19 protein-coding genes are annotated in these 16,746 nt (G+C 40.2%); 12 read left to right on the forward strand and 7 right to left on the reverse strand.

The window, feature by feature from the left end; all coding sequences use genetic code 11:
• Nucleotides 1-81: 81 nt before the first annotated feature.
• Nucleotides 82-927 carry a hypothetical protein gene (locus H6G77_RS02070; RefSeq protein ID WP_190870689.1) on the forward strand — a complete coding sequence of 282 codons (846 nt, stop codon included), beginning with the start codon at nt 82-84 and terminating at the stop codon, nt 925-927.
• A gap of 89 nt (nt 928-1,016) precedes the next feature.
• A complete protein-coding gene (locus tag H6G77_RS02075) occupies nt 1,017-1,274 on the forward strand; it encodes a hypothetical protein (RefSeq protein ID WP_190870690.1) in 258 nt (85 codons plus the stop codon).
• Between the two features lie 12 nt (nt 1,275-1,286).
• On the opposite strand, the gene H6G77_RS02080 is transcribed toward H6G77_RS02075, so the two are convergent.
• From H6G77_RS02080 to H6G77_RS02090, 3 genes are read right to left on the reverse strand one after another with little or no spacing between them, the layout of a single operon-like run.
• Complete coding sequence (locus H6G77_RS02080) at nt 1,287-1,715, reverse strand: type II toxin-antitoxin system VapC family toxin (protein WP_190870691.1); 429 nt, start codon at nt 1,713-1,715, stop codon at nt 1,287-1,289.
• Entirely contained in the window at nt 1,712-1,939 is a 228-nt protein-coding gene (locus H6G77_RS02085; RefSeq protein ID WP_190870692.1) for a hypothetical protein, read from the reverse strand. The genes H6G77_RS02080 and H6G77_RS02085 overlap by 4 nt, the downstream gene beginning before the upstream one ends.
• Before the next feature lie 55 nt (nt 1,940-1,994).
• The gene (locus H6G77_RS02090; RefSeq protein ID WP_190870693.1) at nt 1,995-2,978 is read right to left on the reverse strand and encodes an RsmB/NOP family class I SAM-dependent RNA methyltransferase; all 984 of its coding nucleotides are present in this window, start codon (nt 2,976-2,978) and stop codon (nt 1,995-1,997) included.
• Nucleotides 2,979-3,325: 347 nt separating this feature from the next.
• On the opposite strand from H6G77_RS02090, the gene H6G77_RS02095 reads away from it, so the two are divergent.
• On the forward strand, nt 3,326-4,771 hold the full coding sequence (locus H6G77_RS02095; protein ID WP_190870694.1) for a DUF2157 domain-containing protein: 1,446 nt from the start codon (nt 3,326-3,328) through the stop codon (nt 4,769-4,771).
• 223 nt (nt 4,772-4,994) lie between these two features.
• Complete coding sequence (locus tag H6G77_RS02100) at nt 4,995-5,747, forward strand: GDYXXLXY domain-containing protein (RefSeq protein WP_190870695.1); 753 nt, start codon at nt 4,995-4,997, stop codon at nt 5,745-5,747.
• On the opposite strand, the gene H6G77_RS02105 is transcribed toward H6G77_RS02100, so the two are convergent.
• From H6G77_RS02105 to namA, 3 genes are all read right to left on the reverse strand, one after another.
• Nucleotides 5,744-5,983, reverse strand: a complete 240-nt coding sequence (locus tag H6G77_RS02105; RefSeq protein WP_190870696.1) for a hypothetical protein — start codon at nt 5,981-5,983, stop codon at nt 5,744-5,746. The genes H6G77_RS02100 and H6G77_RS02105 overlap by 4 nt on opposite strands.
• 164 nt (nt 5,984-6,147) lie before the next feature.
• The gene (locus tag H6G77_RS02110) at nt 6,148-7,068 is read right to left on the reverse strand and encodes a DUF4351 domain-containing protein (protein ID WP_190870697.1); all 921 of its coding nucleotides are present in this window, start codon (nt 7,066-7,068) and stop codon (nt 6,148-6,150) included.
• A 7-nt stretch (nt 7,069-7,075) separates the two neighbouring features.
• Nucleotides 7,076-8,143, reverse strand: a complete 1,068-nt coding sequence (namA, locus tag H6G77_RS02115; protein ID WP_190588061.1) for an NADPH dehydrogenase NamA — start codon at nt 8,141-8,143, stop codon at nt 7,076-7,078.
• A 390-nt stretch (nt 8,144-8,533) separates the two neighbouring features.
• On the opposite strand from namA, the gene H6G77_RS02120 reads away from it, so the two are divergent.
• From H6G77_RS02120 to H6G77_RS02155, 8 genes are all read left to right on the forward strand, one after another.
• The gene (locus tag H6G77_RS02120) at nt 8,534-8,947 is read left to right on the forward strand and encodes a secondary thiamine-phosphate synthase enzyme YjbQ (RefSeq protein ID WP_190588318.1); all 414 of its coding nucleotides are present in this window, start codon (nt 8,534-8,536) and stop codon (nt 8,945-8,947) included.
• Between the two features lie 276 nt (nt 8,948-9,223).
• Complete coding sequence (locus H6G77_RS02125; protein ID WP_190870698.1) at nt 9,224-9,973, forward strand: hypothetical protein; 750 nt, start codon at nt 9,224-9,226, stop codon at nt 9,971-9,973.
• A 115-nt stretch (nt 9,974-10,088) separates the two neighbouring features.
• Entirely contained in the window at nt 10,089-10,889 is an 801-nt protein-coding gene (locus H6G77_RS02130; protein ID WP_190870699.1) for a Nif3-like dinuclear metal center hexameric protein, read from the forward strand.
• A 434-nt stretch (nt 10,890-11,323) separates the two neighbouring features.
• Nucleotides 11,324-12,688 (forward strand): tRNA (N6-isopentenyl adenosine(37)-C2)-methylthiotransferase MiaB, encoded by a 1,365-nt coding sequence (gene miaB, locus H6G77_RS02135; protein WP_190870700.1) that lies wholly within the window; start codon nt 11,324-11,326, stop codon nt 12,686-12,688.
• 328 nt (nt 12,689-13,016) lie between these two features.
• Entirely contained in the window at nt 13,017-13,856 is an 840-nt protein-coding gene (locus tag H6G77_RS02140; RefSeq protein ID WP_199331340.1) for a restriction endonuclease, read from the forward strand.
• 39 nt (nt 13,857-13,895) lie between these two features.
• Entirely contained in the window at nt 13,896-14,072 is a 177-nt protein-coding gene (locus H6G77_RS02145) for a hypothetical protein (protein ID WP_190668622.1), read from the forward strand.
• A 15-nt stretch (nt 14,073-14,087) separates the two neighbouring features.
• A complete protein-coding gene (locus H6G77_RS02150) occupies nt 14,088-14,435 on the forward strand; it encodes a hypothetical protein (protein ID WP_190870701.1) in 348 nt (115 codons plus the stop codon).
• Nucleotides 14,432-14,827 (forward strand): HNH endonuclease, encoded by a 396-nt coding sequence (locus H6G77_RS02155; RefSeq protein WP_190668616.1) that lies wholly within the window; start codon nt 14,432-14,434, stop codon nt 14,825-14,827. Before H6G77_RS02150 ends, H6G77_RS02155 begins: the two co-directional genes overlap by 4 nt.
• 231 nt (nt 14,828-15,058) lie before the next feature.
• On the opposite strand, the gene H6G77_RS02160 is transcribed toward H6G77_RS02155, so the two are convergent.
• A complete protein-coding gene (locus tag H6G77_RS02160) occupies nt 15,059-16,552 on the reverse strand; it encodes an NAD(P)/FAD-dependent oxidoreductase (protein ID WP_190870702.1) in 1,494 nt (497 codons plus the stop codon).
• Between the last annotated feature and the right edge of the window lie 194 nt (nt 16,553-16,746).

Genomic DNA, 16,746 nt, shown 5'->3' on the forward strand with positions numbered 1-16,746 from the left:
ATTATTACACCAAGGCTTAGTAGCTCAACTACTGCAATTTTTGGGAATTATAAACTAGCAGTTTTTGAAGTATCTAAAACTATGTCTGATCGTGAAATCGAGATTCTGTACTGGAGAATAAGCCTTTTACTTGTTCTTATTTCTCCTTGGTGTATTTATTCCCTTAAAATCGCAAAAGTTACTTTTGCATACAATTTCTTTATATATACCTTGCTTCCTTTTCTAAGCATCCCAATTCAACTAATTGTAGTGATAGCTTTAGTTACAGTTAAGGAAGGTAAAGTACCTACAAAATTTTGGTTGATTGAACCCTCCGCTTATAGCCAAAATGAAATTAAAGCTAATAGCTTAAAATCCTGTATAACCAACATCTCCAATAAATTAAACAACCTTGGATTTCAATTTGAAATTTTGGAAGATGGAGATAAATCTAGTTGTATTGCTTTTCGCAAGGAAAAAGACAAACGAGTTCTTAACTTTTTAGGACACGCGTTTTCTGGAAAAATAAATTTAGAAAATCAACAGGGTTATTTAATTAAACTAGAAGCCAACATAATATTACACGATACTCTATTGATTGAAACAGGAGAGTTATCAAAAATTCAAGAGATATGTAATTCTTTATGTTTAAAAAGAAAAAGTCAAGAAACTAATATAAAACACAAAGATTTTCCATTTGTTTTGAGTTGTGGTGTCACTATGTCATTTATCACAGTCATTGTGTCTGTATTCAATAATTTATGGTATGTTGTGAATAATGCTTGGTTGTTTGGTGTATCTACAACAGCAATTGGCACAATTTTATTAACATTATTTTACTTACAAAAGAAACAGCTATCTAGTTTTAGATATAGATTAGTATTTACAGGTCTTTATCTAGGTTCAATACCTTATATAGCTTGGATAACAAATATTAAATTAGGTTAATACCTGAACTGTATTGTCATATAATGTTAGTTAAGCATCAGCAAAAATTTTAATCAACAGCTAGTCTTAGTAATGTAGTACAGAAATTTATGAACATTCAGCTTGTTGAATCTTTAGCTAATGCCATCAAAGCTTTGTCTCCTGAAGAACGAGAATTATTAAACCAAAAATTAACCCATCAATCTCATTGGCAAAATCTCCGCCCAAAAATTTTAGCTAATGCTCAAGCTATCCAAAAAAGGCGTAATGGTCAACATTTTGACCCAGATATTGACCAAATCATTTATCAAGTACGAAAAGAAAGGGATAAACAATTTATCCCAGATTTGTTTTCCAGCGAAGGATAATTAGTTTCTTTATTATTGACCAAGATTGATAAACCAATTTTCAATCGTTAAATTATTAAACACCTCAAAATCAGAAACATTATTAGTTACTAAAATTAAATTATTATTGGCAGCGATACTTGCAATTTGACCATCTACAAAAGCAGGAGTTTTGCCAATTTGAGATAGTCTAGCTCTTTCTTGGGCGTGCCACTGTGCTGCCATCAAATCATAATCCAAGACTGGTAAACTTAATACTGATTCATAAATATAATTCCAAAGTGAGTCTCGCCGTTTAGATTCCGGCAACCGCAAACAACCATACAAAAGTTCATGAATGACAATACTAGAAACAGCAACTTCAGACTTATGAGTTTCTAGTTTTTGTAAAACATTGACATTCGGAATAGAACGTGCTGGCTCTGAGAGAATATTAGTATCAAGTAAGAACCTCAAGCTCATAAATCAATTTCTCTTCCCAGGCTATAATCGCGTAAATTAGCGAAATCCTCATCATTAAACATAATTTCATCACTTTGAATTATTTTCCTAAATTTTTGTAATCCTTGCCAAAAATTATCCCCTTTAGATTCTGCCTTCTTTTTACGGAGAAATTCAAATAAATATTCTTGTTCTTCTCTGGGCAAACTATTAATGGAGTTAATAATTTCTTGTAAATTCATCATATAAGCTACTCTCAACTCAATCCCAACTTTGCTAACTGTAGATTTTACTCACATTTTAACTCGATGCAAGTGTACTATTTTCTACTCCATTCTGACTATTCATCCACACCGCAGATAAAGCACTTTCATCTAACTCTTGACTTTCACCCTCAGCAGTATTTTGAAACAACACAGCAAACGCACCAGCACCCAATCTACTCTGCGGAAATATGCGGTAACAAGGAATATTTGTGAGGTGCGATTGATACACTTGTAAATGGTTCACCTTGACTGGTTGAAACTGGGGAAAGCGGGATAAAAACCATTCACAAACCTGCTCATTTTCTTCTGGAGAATAGGTGCAGGTCATATAAGCAAGATATCCTTGAGGCGCGACTATTTGAGCAGAGTTTGCAATAATTCTTTTTTGGCGATTGGCACTTTTATTAATTGCTGTGGGGTGAAAACATCCAGGGGCTTTTTCACCTTTGGCTAGTAATGATTGTCCTGTACAAGGTGCATCAACAACTACTAAATTACTAGATGCGGGGATACTTTCAGCAAAAATACTTGAATCTCGATTCACTACAATTGCAGGGTGAATTTGGCAACGTTTTAAGTTAGAAATTAACATACCTAAACGTTTACCAATGACTTCGTTACTAATCAATAATTTTGGTTGCAAAGCTTTCCACGCAAACACGCTTTTACCGCCGGGAGCAGCACACATATCAAAAACTGTAGGGATTGGCTGCGTAATTGCTAACAAAATTGAAGCTGAAAATACAGAAGAAAAATCTAAGCAATAGAAATATCCTTGATTATGTAGGGGATGTTGACCGGGTTTTTCTCCTAAAGCTAACCTGTCTATAAATTGTGGTTGCCAAGTTAAAGGTGTTTCTACTGCAAAGGGCGATGTTTCTGGTTTTGGCTGACACCAAAGAATAGACGGTGCAAAAGCGTGGGGATTAACTAAGGCTGCGATAAATTTTTCCTGTTCTTCTAGACTTTCAAATAAACGCCGTGCGAGTTTGAGTAATAAGTTGGAAGGCTTTTCCATTATTTATGTGAATGATTATACGTATTTTTAATCCTAGTAAAACTGTTACACAAGAACAATGCTATGCAATGCCTTGGCTGCATACTGAAAATACAATAACCGCTATGCTGACCCATTAACCTTTGTTGGTCGGGAGTTAGGCAAAAATCGCTCTTTAGCTTAATTTATCGTAGACGCAAAGTGGCTGGCTTTCCGAAGAGGACTGGGCTTCGGGTAAGAATGCTAATACATCACAGAATCTGCGTAAATCCTGATACTATCTGCCCTCTGCTGTATTTTTGGGGTGAATAGAACATCCAAAATCTAGAGTTTGACCGTGAAACTACCTCGTTGCTTTGGAGATGGTCATGATATTGGATAATTTTCAGAGGAAGTTACGCCGAGAATCACAATTATGGCGAGATGAAGGACTCATTAGTGCTTCGCAATACCAACAACTAGCAGACCGTTATCAATTTAATAATTTAGAAGCTGCGGCACGCGATCGCTCGATGATGACTGCGGTCATGACTGGTAGTATCCTACTAACATTGGGGATTATCACTTTTGTGGCGGCTAACTGGCTGGGATGGTCGCGGGATGTCAAATTCATCATTATGATGAGTTTGTTTATGGCTACTACCATCACTGGTTTTTACACTTGGCGACAAGCCGCCATTGGTATCCCGGAAGGCAAAAAACCAAAACGTAGTCAACGCCTCTTGGGTGAAGGGTTGCTGATTTTAGCAGCGATGGTGTTTGGTGCAACTATCGCCTTGATGGCTGATGTGTTCAATATTAACGGTTCAACGCCTGAACTGTTTTTCGCCTGGGGTTTTGGCGTTTTGGTGATGGCTTACAGTCTGTCGTTAAATTCCCTGGGAATTTTGGGAATTGTCCTCATCCAAATTGGGTATTGGACGGGTATTGGAGACTTGCGTTATTCGGCAAATGATTGGAATTGGGCAACACTGGTTATCAGACACATGCCTTTGCTGTCGTGGGTGTTGTTTGTCCCCTTAGCTTATTTTTGCCGTTCGCGGTGGATTTTTGCGATCGCTGCTTTTATTTTTGCCAGTTCTTTACAATTGAATCTCGACCCCTTACCACTGTCAAATCTGTCGGATGCTGCGCCTTGGGTCGCCTCTTTTGCGTTTACACTACCACCGGCATTATTCTGGAGCTATGATGACCTGCTATTCCCGACAATTAATTACAGACTATTTCAATCTTTAGCCCGTGATTTAGCGTTAATTGCTTTTGGTCTAGCTTTTTATATCCTGTCGTTTCGTTGGCTGTGGCAAACTTCCGGCTACAATTTCTCTTCGTCAACGAATAACATGAATATATTCATGAATCGCCCAATCATTGACTTGGGAATCCTCAGTGGCTTGGCGGTACTGCAATGGTTGTTTTTAGTCCGCCAGCGCAACAACCCCATTCGTCGGGAAGCAGTCTTCAATCTACCTTTGATTGTGACTTTTTTAGGCTTCACAGCTATTGTACCTTTCTGGCATCAAGCGATTAACCCTATCGATGATTTGGGGGTTTTTGCTTTTAATGTGTTGTTCACAGTTTTGGCTTGGGGACTAATTCGGGAAGGCTTGAAGTTTAACGACAGGCGATCGTTTTGGGGCGGTATGCTGTTGTTAACTCTGCAAGTGATTAGTCGTGTGCTGGAGTATGATACAGAACTACTACTCAAGTCACTGGTGTTTGTCATGTGTGGTTCCGCGTTGATTAGTGCTGGACTGTGGTTTGAACGCCGTGTAGGTTCTAACTCTAAGTCTTCCGGTAATGCCAAATCTTCCTAATTTTTTCTCTGCGTGAACAAAAATTAACCGCAGATGAACGCAGAGAAAGTAGGTTGGGTGTAGCGATAGCGTAACCCAACAAAGTATGCGTGAATGTTGGGTTCCGTTACTCCACCCAACCTACACCTAGCTTTTGCCTTTTTCCTTTTGCCTTGTTGTACTAACCCCTTGTTTCTCTGCGTAACTCCTAATATTCTCTCTCCCTAATAGTAGGACTACGCCAATGAAAAATGAATCTTCGGAATCTACTAAAAAGTCAGAATCTAGTAAGTCGGAATCTACTAAGAATAAATCATGGTCGCCCGAAGCGGAATTTTCTGAGAAACTGACGTTTCGTGATTATTTGTTAGCTACAGACCAAAAAGCTAATAAGCCTTTACCTGTAGGAAGGTTGGTGCTTCCTTTGGCTGTTCAAGCTGCAATTATTTTCGCGGTACCTTTTTTATCGATGTACACTACCCTCACAGGTAGAGAGGTAATTTTGCAAACTGTACCTGTGAATTCACGAAATGTCTTACAAGGTAATTCTTTAGAGCTAGACTACAATATCTCGCGGATTTCTACACTCAGAAGGCTATCAGGTTGGCAAGAATTACTGCGGCGAAATCGCGGCCGGGATGGAGAATTACTAGAAGGAACTAACTTGTATGTCATTTTACAGGAACAGCCTTTCTTTAGTCAGGGTGTGCCGAGGGCTTGGCGACCAGTGCGGGTAACGACTAATCCACCTAGATCCTTACCTAGCAATCAAGCAGCCCTCAAAGGTGTGTATCAAGATGGTTATGTGCAGTATGGTGTGGAAAACTATAATGTGCCAGATGAAACACGACAACAGCTAAATCGGGATGTTACCCAAGCTGTACGGCAAACCAGAGACGGACAATCACGTTCTATCGTTGTGAAAGTCAAAGTAGACCCACAGGGTAACGCTGTACCTGTGAGTCTTTGGGTACGCGATCGCAACTATCAATTTTAGTCTTCTTGCTTGATATTCCATGCTACACCGAAAGCTGCCCCAGCCCCGGCGATTAGACCTGTACTCATTCCTTGTATAGTTCTTTCAACGGGGTTTTGGGTCAAGCATTCACTCGTAACTTGACTAGCGCGTAAACAAAAATGACTCTCTGCCCAGCTGCTAGTACCACCTAAAATGACACCAGCAATACTACAGGAAGCTACAAGCAGCAGCAGACGTTTTGTTTTTCTATCCATAGATGGATGCTTGAAAGTTGGGAAAGTAAATAGTCCTCAACTACTTTACACATCCATGTTGTTATTGTCAGCTCCTTTTTAAAGTGCTGAGTGCTGAGTTATGAGTGCTGAGTATTGAATATTCTCCAATTATCAGCAGCAGGCACACTTTTTCCTCGTTCAAGTCAATTTTGGGCTAACCAATTGGTTAAATCAAGCAGGCTGGAAAAGTCTAACAAAGCTTCTCCTAAAGATTCCAGTTGAGTTAGGGATAAAACATCGATTTGCGATCGCACTTCCTGGGGCAATTCTCCCAGTTTATGGCTCAACAACCGCAAAACGAGCGATCGGGCTTCTCTGTTGGCTCCCTGTTCAATACCTTGTTCAATACCCTGTCTCATCCAACTGGTGACAATTTCCATCACATCCTCCTGCTGATTCACTTCCAGTCTACCAATCTCTTCCTGAAACACTTGCTCTTCTTGCTGGTTTAGTTGTAAATAGGTATCAACAAAGCCGGATATTAAGCGGGTGCGGGCGGGATCTAACTTTAGGGTAGCCAACAGTCGCAAACATTCGACTTTCACTTTTGGTCTGTCTGATGGTGCAATCCGCATTTTTGACATTAAGGCTGCGGCTACTGGATTGGGTTGATTGAGATAATCACGCCAGTTTAATCGATTCAATTGAATGGCTGTGAAGTTAAATTCTAATACCTTCAAGTCGGGAAACTCCACTGTATGACAATGGGGTTCTTCCCGATAGGGTTGATCAAAGGAAAACAGGACTATTGGATAGATGGGTTGCAAATATTTTTGATACAGCCGTGCAAAGTAGAAAAACATACGACGAGTGAATTCTCGCTCGCTGTAAGCTTGGCTTTCGATATGTACCAAAAAGCCCACTTCTTTTCCAGCTTGCTTGACTTCAACCAGCAAGTCAATGATTTTATCTTCGCCTGCGGTGAGGTCAGCAAAATATTCTTGGGGTAGAAAACGGATGGAGTTTGGATCAATTGTGCTGGCAAGTTGTGGTAGAAATAACTCTAGGAATTCGATGAAAAAAGTCGAAAGTAGTTCTTTGAACAGGCGATCATGTTCCGGCATTGTAATATTATGTCCAGGCGCGATCGTATTGTACTGGCCAGAGTTTTTCGTAGCCTAGTTTTTTGGCTGCTAGATGTGGCCAGTAAGGATTGCGGAGTAATTCGCGCCCCAATAAAACTAAGTCTGCTACTTCGGTGCGAATAATTTGGTCGGCTTGTTCGGGAGAGGTAATCAAGCCGACTGCGCCTGTCGGGATTTTGGCTTCCTGGCGGATGCGTTCAGCAAATTGAGTTTGATAACCAGGTTTGACGGGAATATTGATGCCAGGGATAATTCCCCCAGAGGAACAGTCTATTAAATCTACGCCCAAGGATTTGAGTTTATCGCTTAAGGTAACGCTTTGTTCTATGTTCCATCCTTTATCTATCCAATCGGTGGCGGAGATTCGCACCAATAAAGGATAGGTTTCTGGTAAGATTTGGCGCACAGATGTGACTACTTCTAATAATAAGCGTGTGCGATTTTCAAAACTGCCGCCATATTCATCTTGACGCTGATTTGCTAAGGGTGAGAGAAATTGATGGAGTAGGTAGCCGTGGGCTGCGTGAATTTCGATGACTTTGAAGCCGGCTTGTAGGGAACGTTGAGTTGCGGCGACAAAAGCTTGAATAATTTGTTGAATCCCCTCAATACTCAAGGCTTCGGGAACTGGACTATCTTTACTAAAGGCGATCGCACTACTGGAAACTACAGGCCGCCAACCTTCTTGGGATTCATCTAAGGCTTTACCGCCGCGACTGGGTTTGGCTGTGCTGGCTTTTCTCCCTGCATGGGCGAGTTGAATTCCTGCTATGGAACCAAAGTTATGAATTAATTCGACAACTTTGGCTAAACCTTCTATGTGTTCATCTGACCATATACCCAAGTCTTGTGGACTAATTCGCCCACGGGGTTCGATTGCTGCTGCTTCTGTGAATACTAAACCTGCACCACCAACGGCGCGAGAGGCTAAATGTACTAAGTGCCAATCATTTGCAAACCCATCTGTACTAGAGTATTGACACATGGGTGAAACGACAATACGGTTACGAAAGGTGATTTCCCGAATCTTAAAGGCCTCAAACAAATGTGCCATTGGAATGATTTCCTTTACTTGCTAAGGTAGAAAAACTGCTGCTGTCAATTCCAAAAAGTTCAGTCTCTAGATAATGCCCGAAAGCACCAAGGCGGCTATAATTCTTGTGTAAGTTTCACCAAAAATATTGTAAATTTATATAAATGAAATATTGATAATTTATCATAATAGACATTGAAAATTTACTCACATTCTTGATTTTGAACTGCCTACTCGATAAAACTCAACTCTCTAAATTTTGGGTGAGCGATCGCCCCCAAGCACTCACTAACAAAATATGCTTATTGCTCATGAGCATTCATTCAATAATATAGCTAAATTGTGGCTGAACTTAGCAGCTAATTGCCTAAGAAAGTCTATATTATTAATGAATAGTCAATGAATTTACAAATGGTTCACTACCAAAAGCTACTGAGAGTTTCTACTACTGGTAAATCTTTTCACAATATTACCACCAAAATCGAATCTATAGTTGCTGAGTCGGGCGTGGAAACTGGACTCTGCACTTTATTTTTACGCCACACTTCCGCTAGTTTAGTCATCCAAGAAAACGCTGATCCTGATGTGTTGGTAGATTTAGCTAACTTTATGTCCAAGCTAGTCCCAGAATCGGGGGGATACATTCACGATGCGGAAGGGACTGATGATATGCCAGCACATATCCGTTCTGCGTTGACTCACACTTCGGAACATATACCTATTAATCGCGGTCATTTAGTATTAGGGACTTGGCAGGGAATTTATGTTTGGGAACACCGTCATCGCAGCCATACACGGGAGTTAGTTGTACACATTTCTGGCTAATTAAAGTATTGCTGATGAGTGTTTATTCCTATTTTTAAACTGGGTTGAGAGTCGCAACACATATAGCCATCTTATTTGATTGATAAACTACTCACGACAGCAGAGAGTAGATGTGTTTTTTTCAAAAAACATCTTAAAATAGTCCGCTAAAACGCGGCTTTTTTTGTATCAAAACAAATGTTAATATTTGTTTATATTTGATTAATAATTTTAGGCATTTTGATACAGAAGCTCATAAAATTAAATGTACCACTTGCTGAGGCTAGTTAAATCTGTATGAAGCAAGACTTACCTTTTACTTATAACTTTCAAATTATTGATGAATTTCTGTGGCAAAATTCGGTTAATCTTTTATCACTCAATCCCCAAAAACAGCTTATTACTAGCTTTACGGAATTAGAAAGTTTAATTGAGGAAGAAACTACAGACATTAGACTGATATCGAATTTGCAAAGTACATTGGAATGTATTTTAGAAGCTCAATTAGAAAACTTTCCCGGCAATATTTTTTGGGACTGCGATTTTATGGTCAGTAGTATTTTGCGGCAAGCCTTAGCAGTGGCAGATGAGGCTATTGGTTTTTTAAAGATGTTTACTGACAAAATGGTTGCTCTTAGCAAGTTATTTGGGATTCATCAAGAAATTCGCTTTTGTTATGTTCACGATTTTATGTATGGTTTTGACTGGGCAAGATGGGTACAAAAAGACCCACAAAATCGCGCCCATATAGAACCTTTTAGTTTGTTTTTTTTAGATTATTTGCTGACTAAAGGTCAAGAATTAATTCATCGGATTAATCACGATCAACCGACATATTATCAGTTGTGTGCTACTGGTTTTCGGAATCCTTTTCCGTTTTCCCGCGAACCAGAAGATGAATATCGATTGTTAACTTATCTTGCGAGTGAAGGACTTATCCCTGTCACAGCTTGGAATTGGCATAGTCAGCCTGTCTGGAATCAGCCTTTTCAGGAAATACGTCAGCAGTTAGCATTACAGTTGAATATTCAACCGCAAAGGCGATGAAGAAGGCAGTGGTTCGGCTACTTCGACTGCGCTCAGTACAAGTACGCTCACCAACCGGAGGCAGGAGGTAAAATATTTTCTGTTTTTTAAATCTAAAATATCTATTTACTGAATTATGAAAATTGTTGATTTAATTAGTTGGTTTGAAGAATGGGCGAATCCGGCTTGGTGTGAAAGTTGGGATAATTGTGGTTGGCAAGTTGAGCCTGGGGTTTTGCAAGAGTCGGCGCGGGTGTTAGTGTGTTTAACTCCGACTTTGGCAGTGATGGAGGAAGCGATCGCCCATCGTGCTAATCTGATTTTTGCCCATCATCCGTTAATTTTCACCCCTCCCAAATCTTTTCGCCGTGGTGAGGCAATATCCGAAATGGTACGATTAGCTTTCATCCACAATATTGGGATATATACTGCCCATACGAATTTTGACCAAGTACCAGACGGAACGGCCGATGTCTTGGCTCAAATTTTAGAACTTCAACAAGTCTCGCCTATAGTACCGGCTGTCTCTGGTTTTGGTTATGGAAGAGTTGGTGAACTGGAAAAATCACTCACATTCCAAGAGTTACTCGCCATTATTCAACAGCGCCTTTCTCCCCCTGATTTGATTTTTTCCCCCACGGCTGATTTACAACAGCAAATTTCACGGGTGGCTGTTTTGGGTGGTTCTGGCGCGAGTTTTATTTCGGCGGTGGTGAAAACTGGGGCGCAGGTTTATTTAACTTCTGACTGCAAATTTCATCAGTTTCAAGAAAGCCGCGATCGCGGTTTAATCTTAGTTGATGCAGGTCATTACGCCACAGAACGTCCAGCTTGCGATCGCTTGTCACAAAAATTTATCTCTTTAAACCTTGACTGGGTGCAGTTAAGTCAACAAGATGAGGATTTCCGAGAGTTTTTTACTAGAGCATCAATTTAGCAGACATCTGGGACTAAGGGCGGTAAACCGATACTATAGAAAACTCCCACATTAGCAGCTACAATAAATCTTTTGGAACTTATGGGATGATACCAACAAGTGTATAAAACTTTTCTGATCCGAGGGAAAGTTATCCACAGGGGTGTTGTCTTCAATAACAATGTGGCTGATGTCCGATGCTTCTTGAACCATATAAAGCGATCGCCTCCTCCATCAGTTAGTCTTTTCTATACTTTAATAGAATAGAGATAACGCCGTGTGCAACTTTCTCTCAAACCTAACCCCCAACCCCTTCCCTACAAGGGAAGGGGAGCAATATTCAAAGCCTCTCTCCTTGCAGGGGAGAGGTTTGGAGAGGGGTTTCAAGAATAAGTTGTACATCGCGTGAGATACAAACCAAGCATATTTAATCACGCTAATTAAGCACAATTCCCATGACCACTTCTAAACGCCACTATCACATTACTACCTTCGGTTGCCAAATGAATAAAGCCGACTCAGAGCGCATGGCTGGCATTTTAGAAGACATGGGCTTTGAGTTTTCCGAAGATCCCAATAATGCAGATGTAATTCTCTACAACACCTGCACCATTCGAGACAACGCTGAACAAAAGGTATATTCTTACCTCGGCAGACAAGCCAAGCGTAAGCACGAACAACCAGATTTAACCTTAGTCGTTGCTGGTTGCGTCGCTCAACAAGAAGGCGAAGCACTGCTACGCCGCGTCCCAGAATTAGATTTAGTGATGGGGCCACAACACGCCAACCGCCTGAAAGATTTGCTGGAATCAGTGTTTGGCGGTAATCAAGTTGTCGCCACTGAACCAGTGCATATTATGGAAGATATCACCCAGCCGCGCCGGGACAGCAAAGTTACCGCCTGGGTGAATGTGATTTACGGTTGTAATGAACGCTGTACTTATTGCGTAGTTCCCAACGTGCGTGGTGTAGAACAGTCCCGCACCCCCGAAGCCATCCGCGCCGAAATGGAAGAATTAGGCAGACAAGGTTACAAGGAAGTAACTTTGCTTGGTCAAAATATTGACGCTTACGGTCGAGATTTACCCGGCTCAACATCAGAAGGACGACATCTGCACACCTTCACAGATTTACTTTATTACGTCCATGATGTGCCGGGAGTAGAACGGTTAAGATTTGCTACCAGTCACCCCCGTTATTTTACGGAAAGATTAATCAAAGCTTGTGCAGAGTTACCCAAGGTGTGCGAACACTTCCATATTCCGTTTCAGTCTGGGGATAACGATGTCTTAAAAGCGATGTCACGGGGTTACACTCACGAAAAATATCGCCGCATCATTGATACAATTCGCAAGTATATGCCGGATGCGTCAATTAGTGCGGATGCAATTGTTGGTTTCCCTGGTGAGACAGAGGCACAGTTTGAGAATACTTTGAAATTGGTGGAAGATATTGGGTTTGACCAATTAAATACAGCCGCCTATTCACCGCGCCCCGGAACACCTGCGGCATTGTGGGAAAATCAACTGAGTGAAGAAGTAAAAAGCGATCGCCTACAAAGATTAAATCATTTAGTGGCAATTAAAGCAGCCGAGCGATCGCAGCGTTATTTTGGTCGCATCGAAGAAGTATTAGTCGAAGACCAAAACCCCAAAGATAAAACTCAAGTCATGGGACGCACAGGTGGTAATCGTCTGACATTTTTTACAGGTGATATTAATGAGCTAAAAGGGCAATTGGTGAAAGTTAAAATCACCGAAGTTCGTGCTTTTAGCTTGACTGGTGAACCAATAGAAGCGCGGCAAGCTTTGACAGTTTAAGTGAATGTACACCACACTGAAAATAATTGTTTGTGGAGTCTTAATTAATTGCCAGATTTATTGCAAAGAATCACAATTAATCCCAAACAGTGTGGTGTCCTTATGTGTATACGTGGTATGAGAATTAGCTATATAAATTTAACCGCCGATTGAAGAGGATGAACGCAGATGAACGCAGATAAATTTGTGCTTAACATGATAAGGAAACGCTATATTTTTACTTATTTGATTTCATATTTCATAGTAATTAGTTGATTTTTGCATAACTACACAAAAGTAAATTTTAGAGTAACTCAGTACTTCCTAAATGAAGCGTTCCTCCTCATCAATGCCTACATTTGATATAATGCTTTTGCCTGCTATTAAAGCTCTAAAAATTCTAGGTGGCTCTGGTACAACTGAAGAGATATACGACCAAGTTGTTCAAATTTTGAACTTGCCTGATAAAGTTCTTGAAATACCTCATGGCAGTACTTCACAAAGTGAAGTTGAGTATAGACTAGCTTGGAGCCGTACTTACTTAAAGAAATATGGACTCATAGAAAACTCAGCACGGGGAATATGGTCATTAGTATCAACGTCTATAAATATAGATGAGTTGGATGCTAAAGAAATTGTAAAAGCTGTTCGTGAAGCCGAAAAAATCAAGCAGACACCAACAGAATCCACCGATGAATCACTTGTGCCTACAACACCCTTAGAAGAAGTTGCATGGCATGAACAACTTCATAAAACATTGTTGTCTTTGTCTCCTAATGCGTTTGAACGCTTAGTACAGCGATTATTACGTGAATCAGGATTTATACAAGTGCAAGTTACGGGTAAATCTGGTGACGGTGGTATTGATGGTGTAGGTATTGCCCGTCTTAGTGGTTTTTTGAGCTTTCATGTTCTCTTCCAGTGTAAGCGTTATCAAGGCTCAGTTACAGCAAGTCAAATTAGAGATTTTCGAGGAGCAATGCAAGGCCGTACTGATAAAGGATTATTTATTACAACTGGAACATTTACTAGAGATGCTATTAAAGAAGCTACGCGAGATGGCGCACCCCCAATTGATTTGATAGATGGTGAACAATTAGTTCAAAGATTGAAAGAATTAGGGCTTGGTGTAAAGATAATAATGATTGAGTCTGTTGAAGTTGATACAGATTGGTTTGCGAATATTTGAAGTTCAAGCCACGATACAGTATGTCAAATTCGACAAATTATGAGTAAAAAAACTGTTGGAGAATCAGGAAACTATAATGATGAACTTTTGGCTGAGTACAAATTTGATTACCAAAAAGCCAAACCAAATCGTTTTGTAAAAGAAACTACTTCATCTCAAGCATGGGTTAGTAATTTGATTGCTAACATTAATTTTAAAGATTCTAGTCCAAACTAATCAGCCAACTGCTATATGCCAAAAATTACCCTAGAAGTATCAGAAGAATTATCTCAACAGCTAGCACAAGTTGGCGATCGCTTACCGGAGCTACTGGCTTTAAGTTTGCAACAACCAGTAATCCCCGCAGAAATTTATCGATATATTCTGGACTTTCTAGCCAGCAATCCCACACCCGAACAAATTGCCCAATTTCAACCAACACCACAAATGCAAGAGCGATTACGTACTTTGGTAACACGCTCTAAGGCTGGGGAACTCACACCTGTGGAATTAAAAGAACTAGATGAGTACGAGAAGATTGAGCATTTGATGATCATGATTAAAACGGGTAATTTAGCTTATTTAGACAGTCAATCGTGAGTTTAAGTTATATTCCAGTTGCGCTGCGTCGTTTAGTCGAAGAACGAGCTAATCACAAGTGTGAGTATTGCTTGCTACCGACTAAAGTAGTGTTCTTCCCCCATGAAATCGATCATATTATTGCTGAAAAGCATGGTGGTAAAACAGATGCAGACAATTTAGCACTTACTTGCTGGCGTTGTAATCGTCACAAAGGTACTGATTTAGGCTCTTTTGATCCACAAACAGGTGCTTTCAGTTTTTTATTTAATCCTCGTACTCAACAGTGGTCTGAACATTTCAGTTTTTCAGAACTAACTATTGTGGGATTGACGGATGTAGGACGTACTACTGTTCATTTATTGCAAATGAATAACGAAGAAAGAATTGCAGAAAGACAGAGATTACCATAATTAGCTGATGTTATAAAGCGATCGCCAGTAATTCCCCCATCATGAATCAACGCTTCATTTATTCCAGTATTTCACAAGCGATCGCTCGACGCTCATCAAATCACCCAGGCGCACCAACACACTAACAGCGTTTGCACCACTCGCGGAATACGGACAAGAAATATAGGAATCTGATTTTTAGTTTTTTAATTTTGACTTCTCCAGCTTTGCCTGAGTGCCTCCTGCCTCTTATTACAAATTCCAATTGCGGCGGAAATGGAAGAAGCCTTCCAATCTATCTCGCACATCTGGATGGTTATTTAATCTTTGCTGATATTCTTGGGCAGTTTGGGTGAGAATTTCGGAAAAATTGGGATAAATAGGTGCTAAGTCAGCTAAATTTTTGACTTTAATTTTTTGGTTGATAGCTAATGTAATTAAATTCATTAACTCTCCGGCATTTTGACCTAAGATAGTTGCACCTAAAATTTCGCCATTACGTAGGACAATTAATTGACAAATACCTGTAATTTCGCTGTTAATTTGGGCTGCTGCTAAAGATTTAAAATATTGTCGTAAAACTAAAAATTTATCGGGGCGAAATTGCCTGATAGCTTGGGTTTGATTTAAACCAACTTGCGCTAACATTGGCTGGGTAAATATTCCCCAAGGTATGTGTTGATAATTCACCTCTAATCTAGGGAAAAATAGGGCATTATTCAGGGCGATTCTGGCTTCATAATTAGCAACGTTGATAAAGTCATAACCACCAATGACATCACCACAAGCATAAATCCGGTTGTTGGTGGTTTGCAGTTTATTGTTGACTAATAAACGATGCTGATACCATTTCACGCCAACGGCTGCTAAATTGAAAGATGCAAAATTTGGTTGTTGTGCTGTGGCTACTAAAATTTCATCAGTTTCAATTGCTTTATCTCCAGCTTGTACCCATTTTTTATCATCAATTTGTCTGACTTGGGTGACGACTGTTTGCGTCAAAATATGTACACCATCAACTTCTAATTGTGCCTGTATCAGTTGGGCAATTTCTGGGTCAATATTTGGCAGAATATAAGGATGTTTAATGACTAATGTCACAGTACAACCCAACCGGGCTAAAGTTTGGGCAATTTCAATACTTTGAGGTACGCCACCCAGAATTACCCAATTTTGGGGCAATGTTCTTTTTTTGAGAGATTGCCAAATATTATTTAAGGTAATGTAACCAGTGTTTTGTAAACCTTCAATATTGGGAATTCTGGGACGAGAACCACTGGCTAATAAATAGGTGCGTCCCCTTAACAGGCGGAGAATTTGTTGAGGTGCAGACTGAGTTAATTTTTCATCATTTTGATAAACAGCAAATGCCAAATGCGGCGAAGGTTGAAATTCACCTTTGCCAAAAATTACATCAACGCCTTGTGCGGCTAATGTGGCTGGAGAATTGAGTTCTTGGATGTTGGCGGCAACTGTGTCAGCATATAGCATTGCCTCTTGCCACGCGAGGGATATGTGGCATTTTTCGGCGATGTCCGCATGATTGGTACGAATACCAAAACCATCAGCTTGATTGAGAGACTGTAAGCGGTTGGCAATTTCGCTGAGAGTGTGATGATAAATAAATCCGTAATTTATTTGTGGTTCTACTAGGGCAACTTTAGCGTGCCATTTGGTTGCAGCTAAAGCCGCATAGCGTCCGGCGAGGCTACCGCCAATAATCACGACATCATAATCAATGGTCATTAGTTGTTAGTCAATGGTCATTTGTCATTTGTCATTAGTTAATTGTAGAGACGCTAATCATTTCGTCTCTACAATTGTTAGGTGACGAATTACTTAAAGCGATGTGCGACTTATTCTTGAAACCCCTCTCCAAACCTCTCCCCGAAGCGGAGAGAGGCTTTGAATCTTGCTCCCCTTCCCTTGTAGGGAAGGGG

Origin of the sequence: Aulosira sp. FACHB-615, from assembly GCF_014698045.1 — a bacterium.
GTDB lineage: Bacteria > Cyanobacteriota > Cyanobacteriia > Cyanobacteriales > Nostocaceae > Nostoc_B.

Excerpts from the sequence above, each read along its gene's own strand:
- H6G77_RS02095 (WP_190870694.1), top strand. The coding sequence starts at position 3,326 with ATGATATTGGATAATTTTCAGAGGAAGTTACGCCGAGAATCACAATTA.
- H6G77_RS02070 (WP_190870689.1), top strand. The coding sequence starts at position 82 with ATGTCTGATCGTGAAATCGAGATTCTGTACTGGAGAATAAGCCTTTTA.
- H6G77_RS02125 (WP_190870698.1), top strand. The coding sequence starts at position 9,224 with ATGAAGCAAGACTTACCTTTTACTTATAACTTTCAAATTATTGATGAA.
- H6G77_RS02130 (WP_190870699.1), top strand. The coding sequence starts at position 10,089 with ATGAAAATTGTTGATTTAATTAGTTGGTTTGAAGAATGGGCGAATCCG.
- namA (WP_190588061.1), bottom strand. The coding sequence starts at position 8,143 with ATGGCACATTTGTTTGAGGCCTTTAAGATTCGGGAAATCACCTTTCGT.
- H6G77_RS02120 (WP_190588318.1), top strand. The coding sequence starts at position 8,534 with ATGGTTCACTACCAAAAGCTACTGAGAGTTTCTACTACTGGTAAATCT.
- H6G77_RS02085 (WP_190870692.1), bottom strand. The coding sequence starts at position 1,939 with ATGATGAATTTACAAGAAATTATTAACTCCATTAATAGTTTGCCCAGA.
- H6G77_RS02140 (WP_199331340.1), top strand. The coding sequence starts at position 13,017 with ATGCCTACATTTGATATAATGCTTTTGCCTGCTATTAAAGCTCTAAAA.
- H6G77_RS02145 (WP_190668622.1), top strand. The coding sequence starts at position 13,896 with ATGAGTAAAAAAACTGTTGGAGAATCAGGAAACTATAATGATGAACTT.
- H6G77_RS02080 (WP_190870691.1), bottom strand. The coding sequence starts at position 1,715 with ATGAGCTTGAGGTTCTTACTTGATACTAATATTCTCTCAGAGCCAGCA.
- miaB (WP_190870700.1), top strand. The coding sequence starts at position 11,324 with ATGACCACTTCTAAACGCCACTATCACATTACTACCTTCGGTTGCCAA.
- H6G77_RS02100 (WP_190870695.1), top strand. The coding sequence starts at position 4,995 with ATGAAAAATGAATCTTCGGAATCTACTAAAAAGTCAGAATCTAGTAAG.
- H6G77_RS02090 (WP_190870693.1), bottom strand. The coding sequence starts at position 2,978 with ATGGAAAAGCCTTCCAACTTATTACTCAAACTCGCACGGCGTTTATTT.
- H6G77_RS02105 (WP_190870696.1), bottom strand. The coding sequence starts at position 5,983 with ATGGATAGAAAAACAAAACGTCTGCTGCTGCTTGTAGCTTCCTGTAGT.
- H6G77_RS02110 (WP_190870697.1), bottom strand. The coding sequence starts at position 7,068 with ATGCCGGAACATGATCGCCTGTTCAAAGAACTACTTTCGACTTTTTTC.
- H6G77_RS02150 (WP_190870701.1), top strand. The coding sequence starts at position 14,088 with ATGCCAAAAATTACCCTAGAAGTATCAGAAGAATTATCTCAACAGCTA.
- H6G77_RS02075 (WP_190870690.1), top strand. The coding sequence starts at position 1,017 with ATGAACATTCAGCTTGTTGAATCTTTAGCTAATGCCATCAAAGCTTTG.
- H6G77_RS02160 (WP_190870702.1), bottom strand. The coding sequence starts at position 16,552 with ATGACCATTGATTATGATGTCGTGATTATTGGCGGTAGCCTCGCCGGA.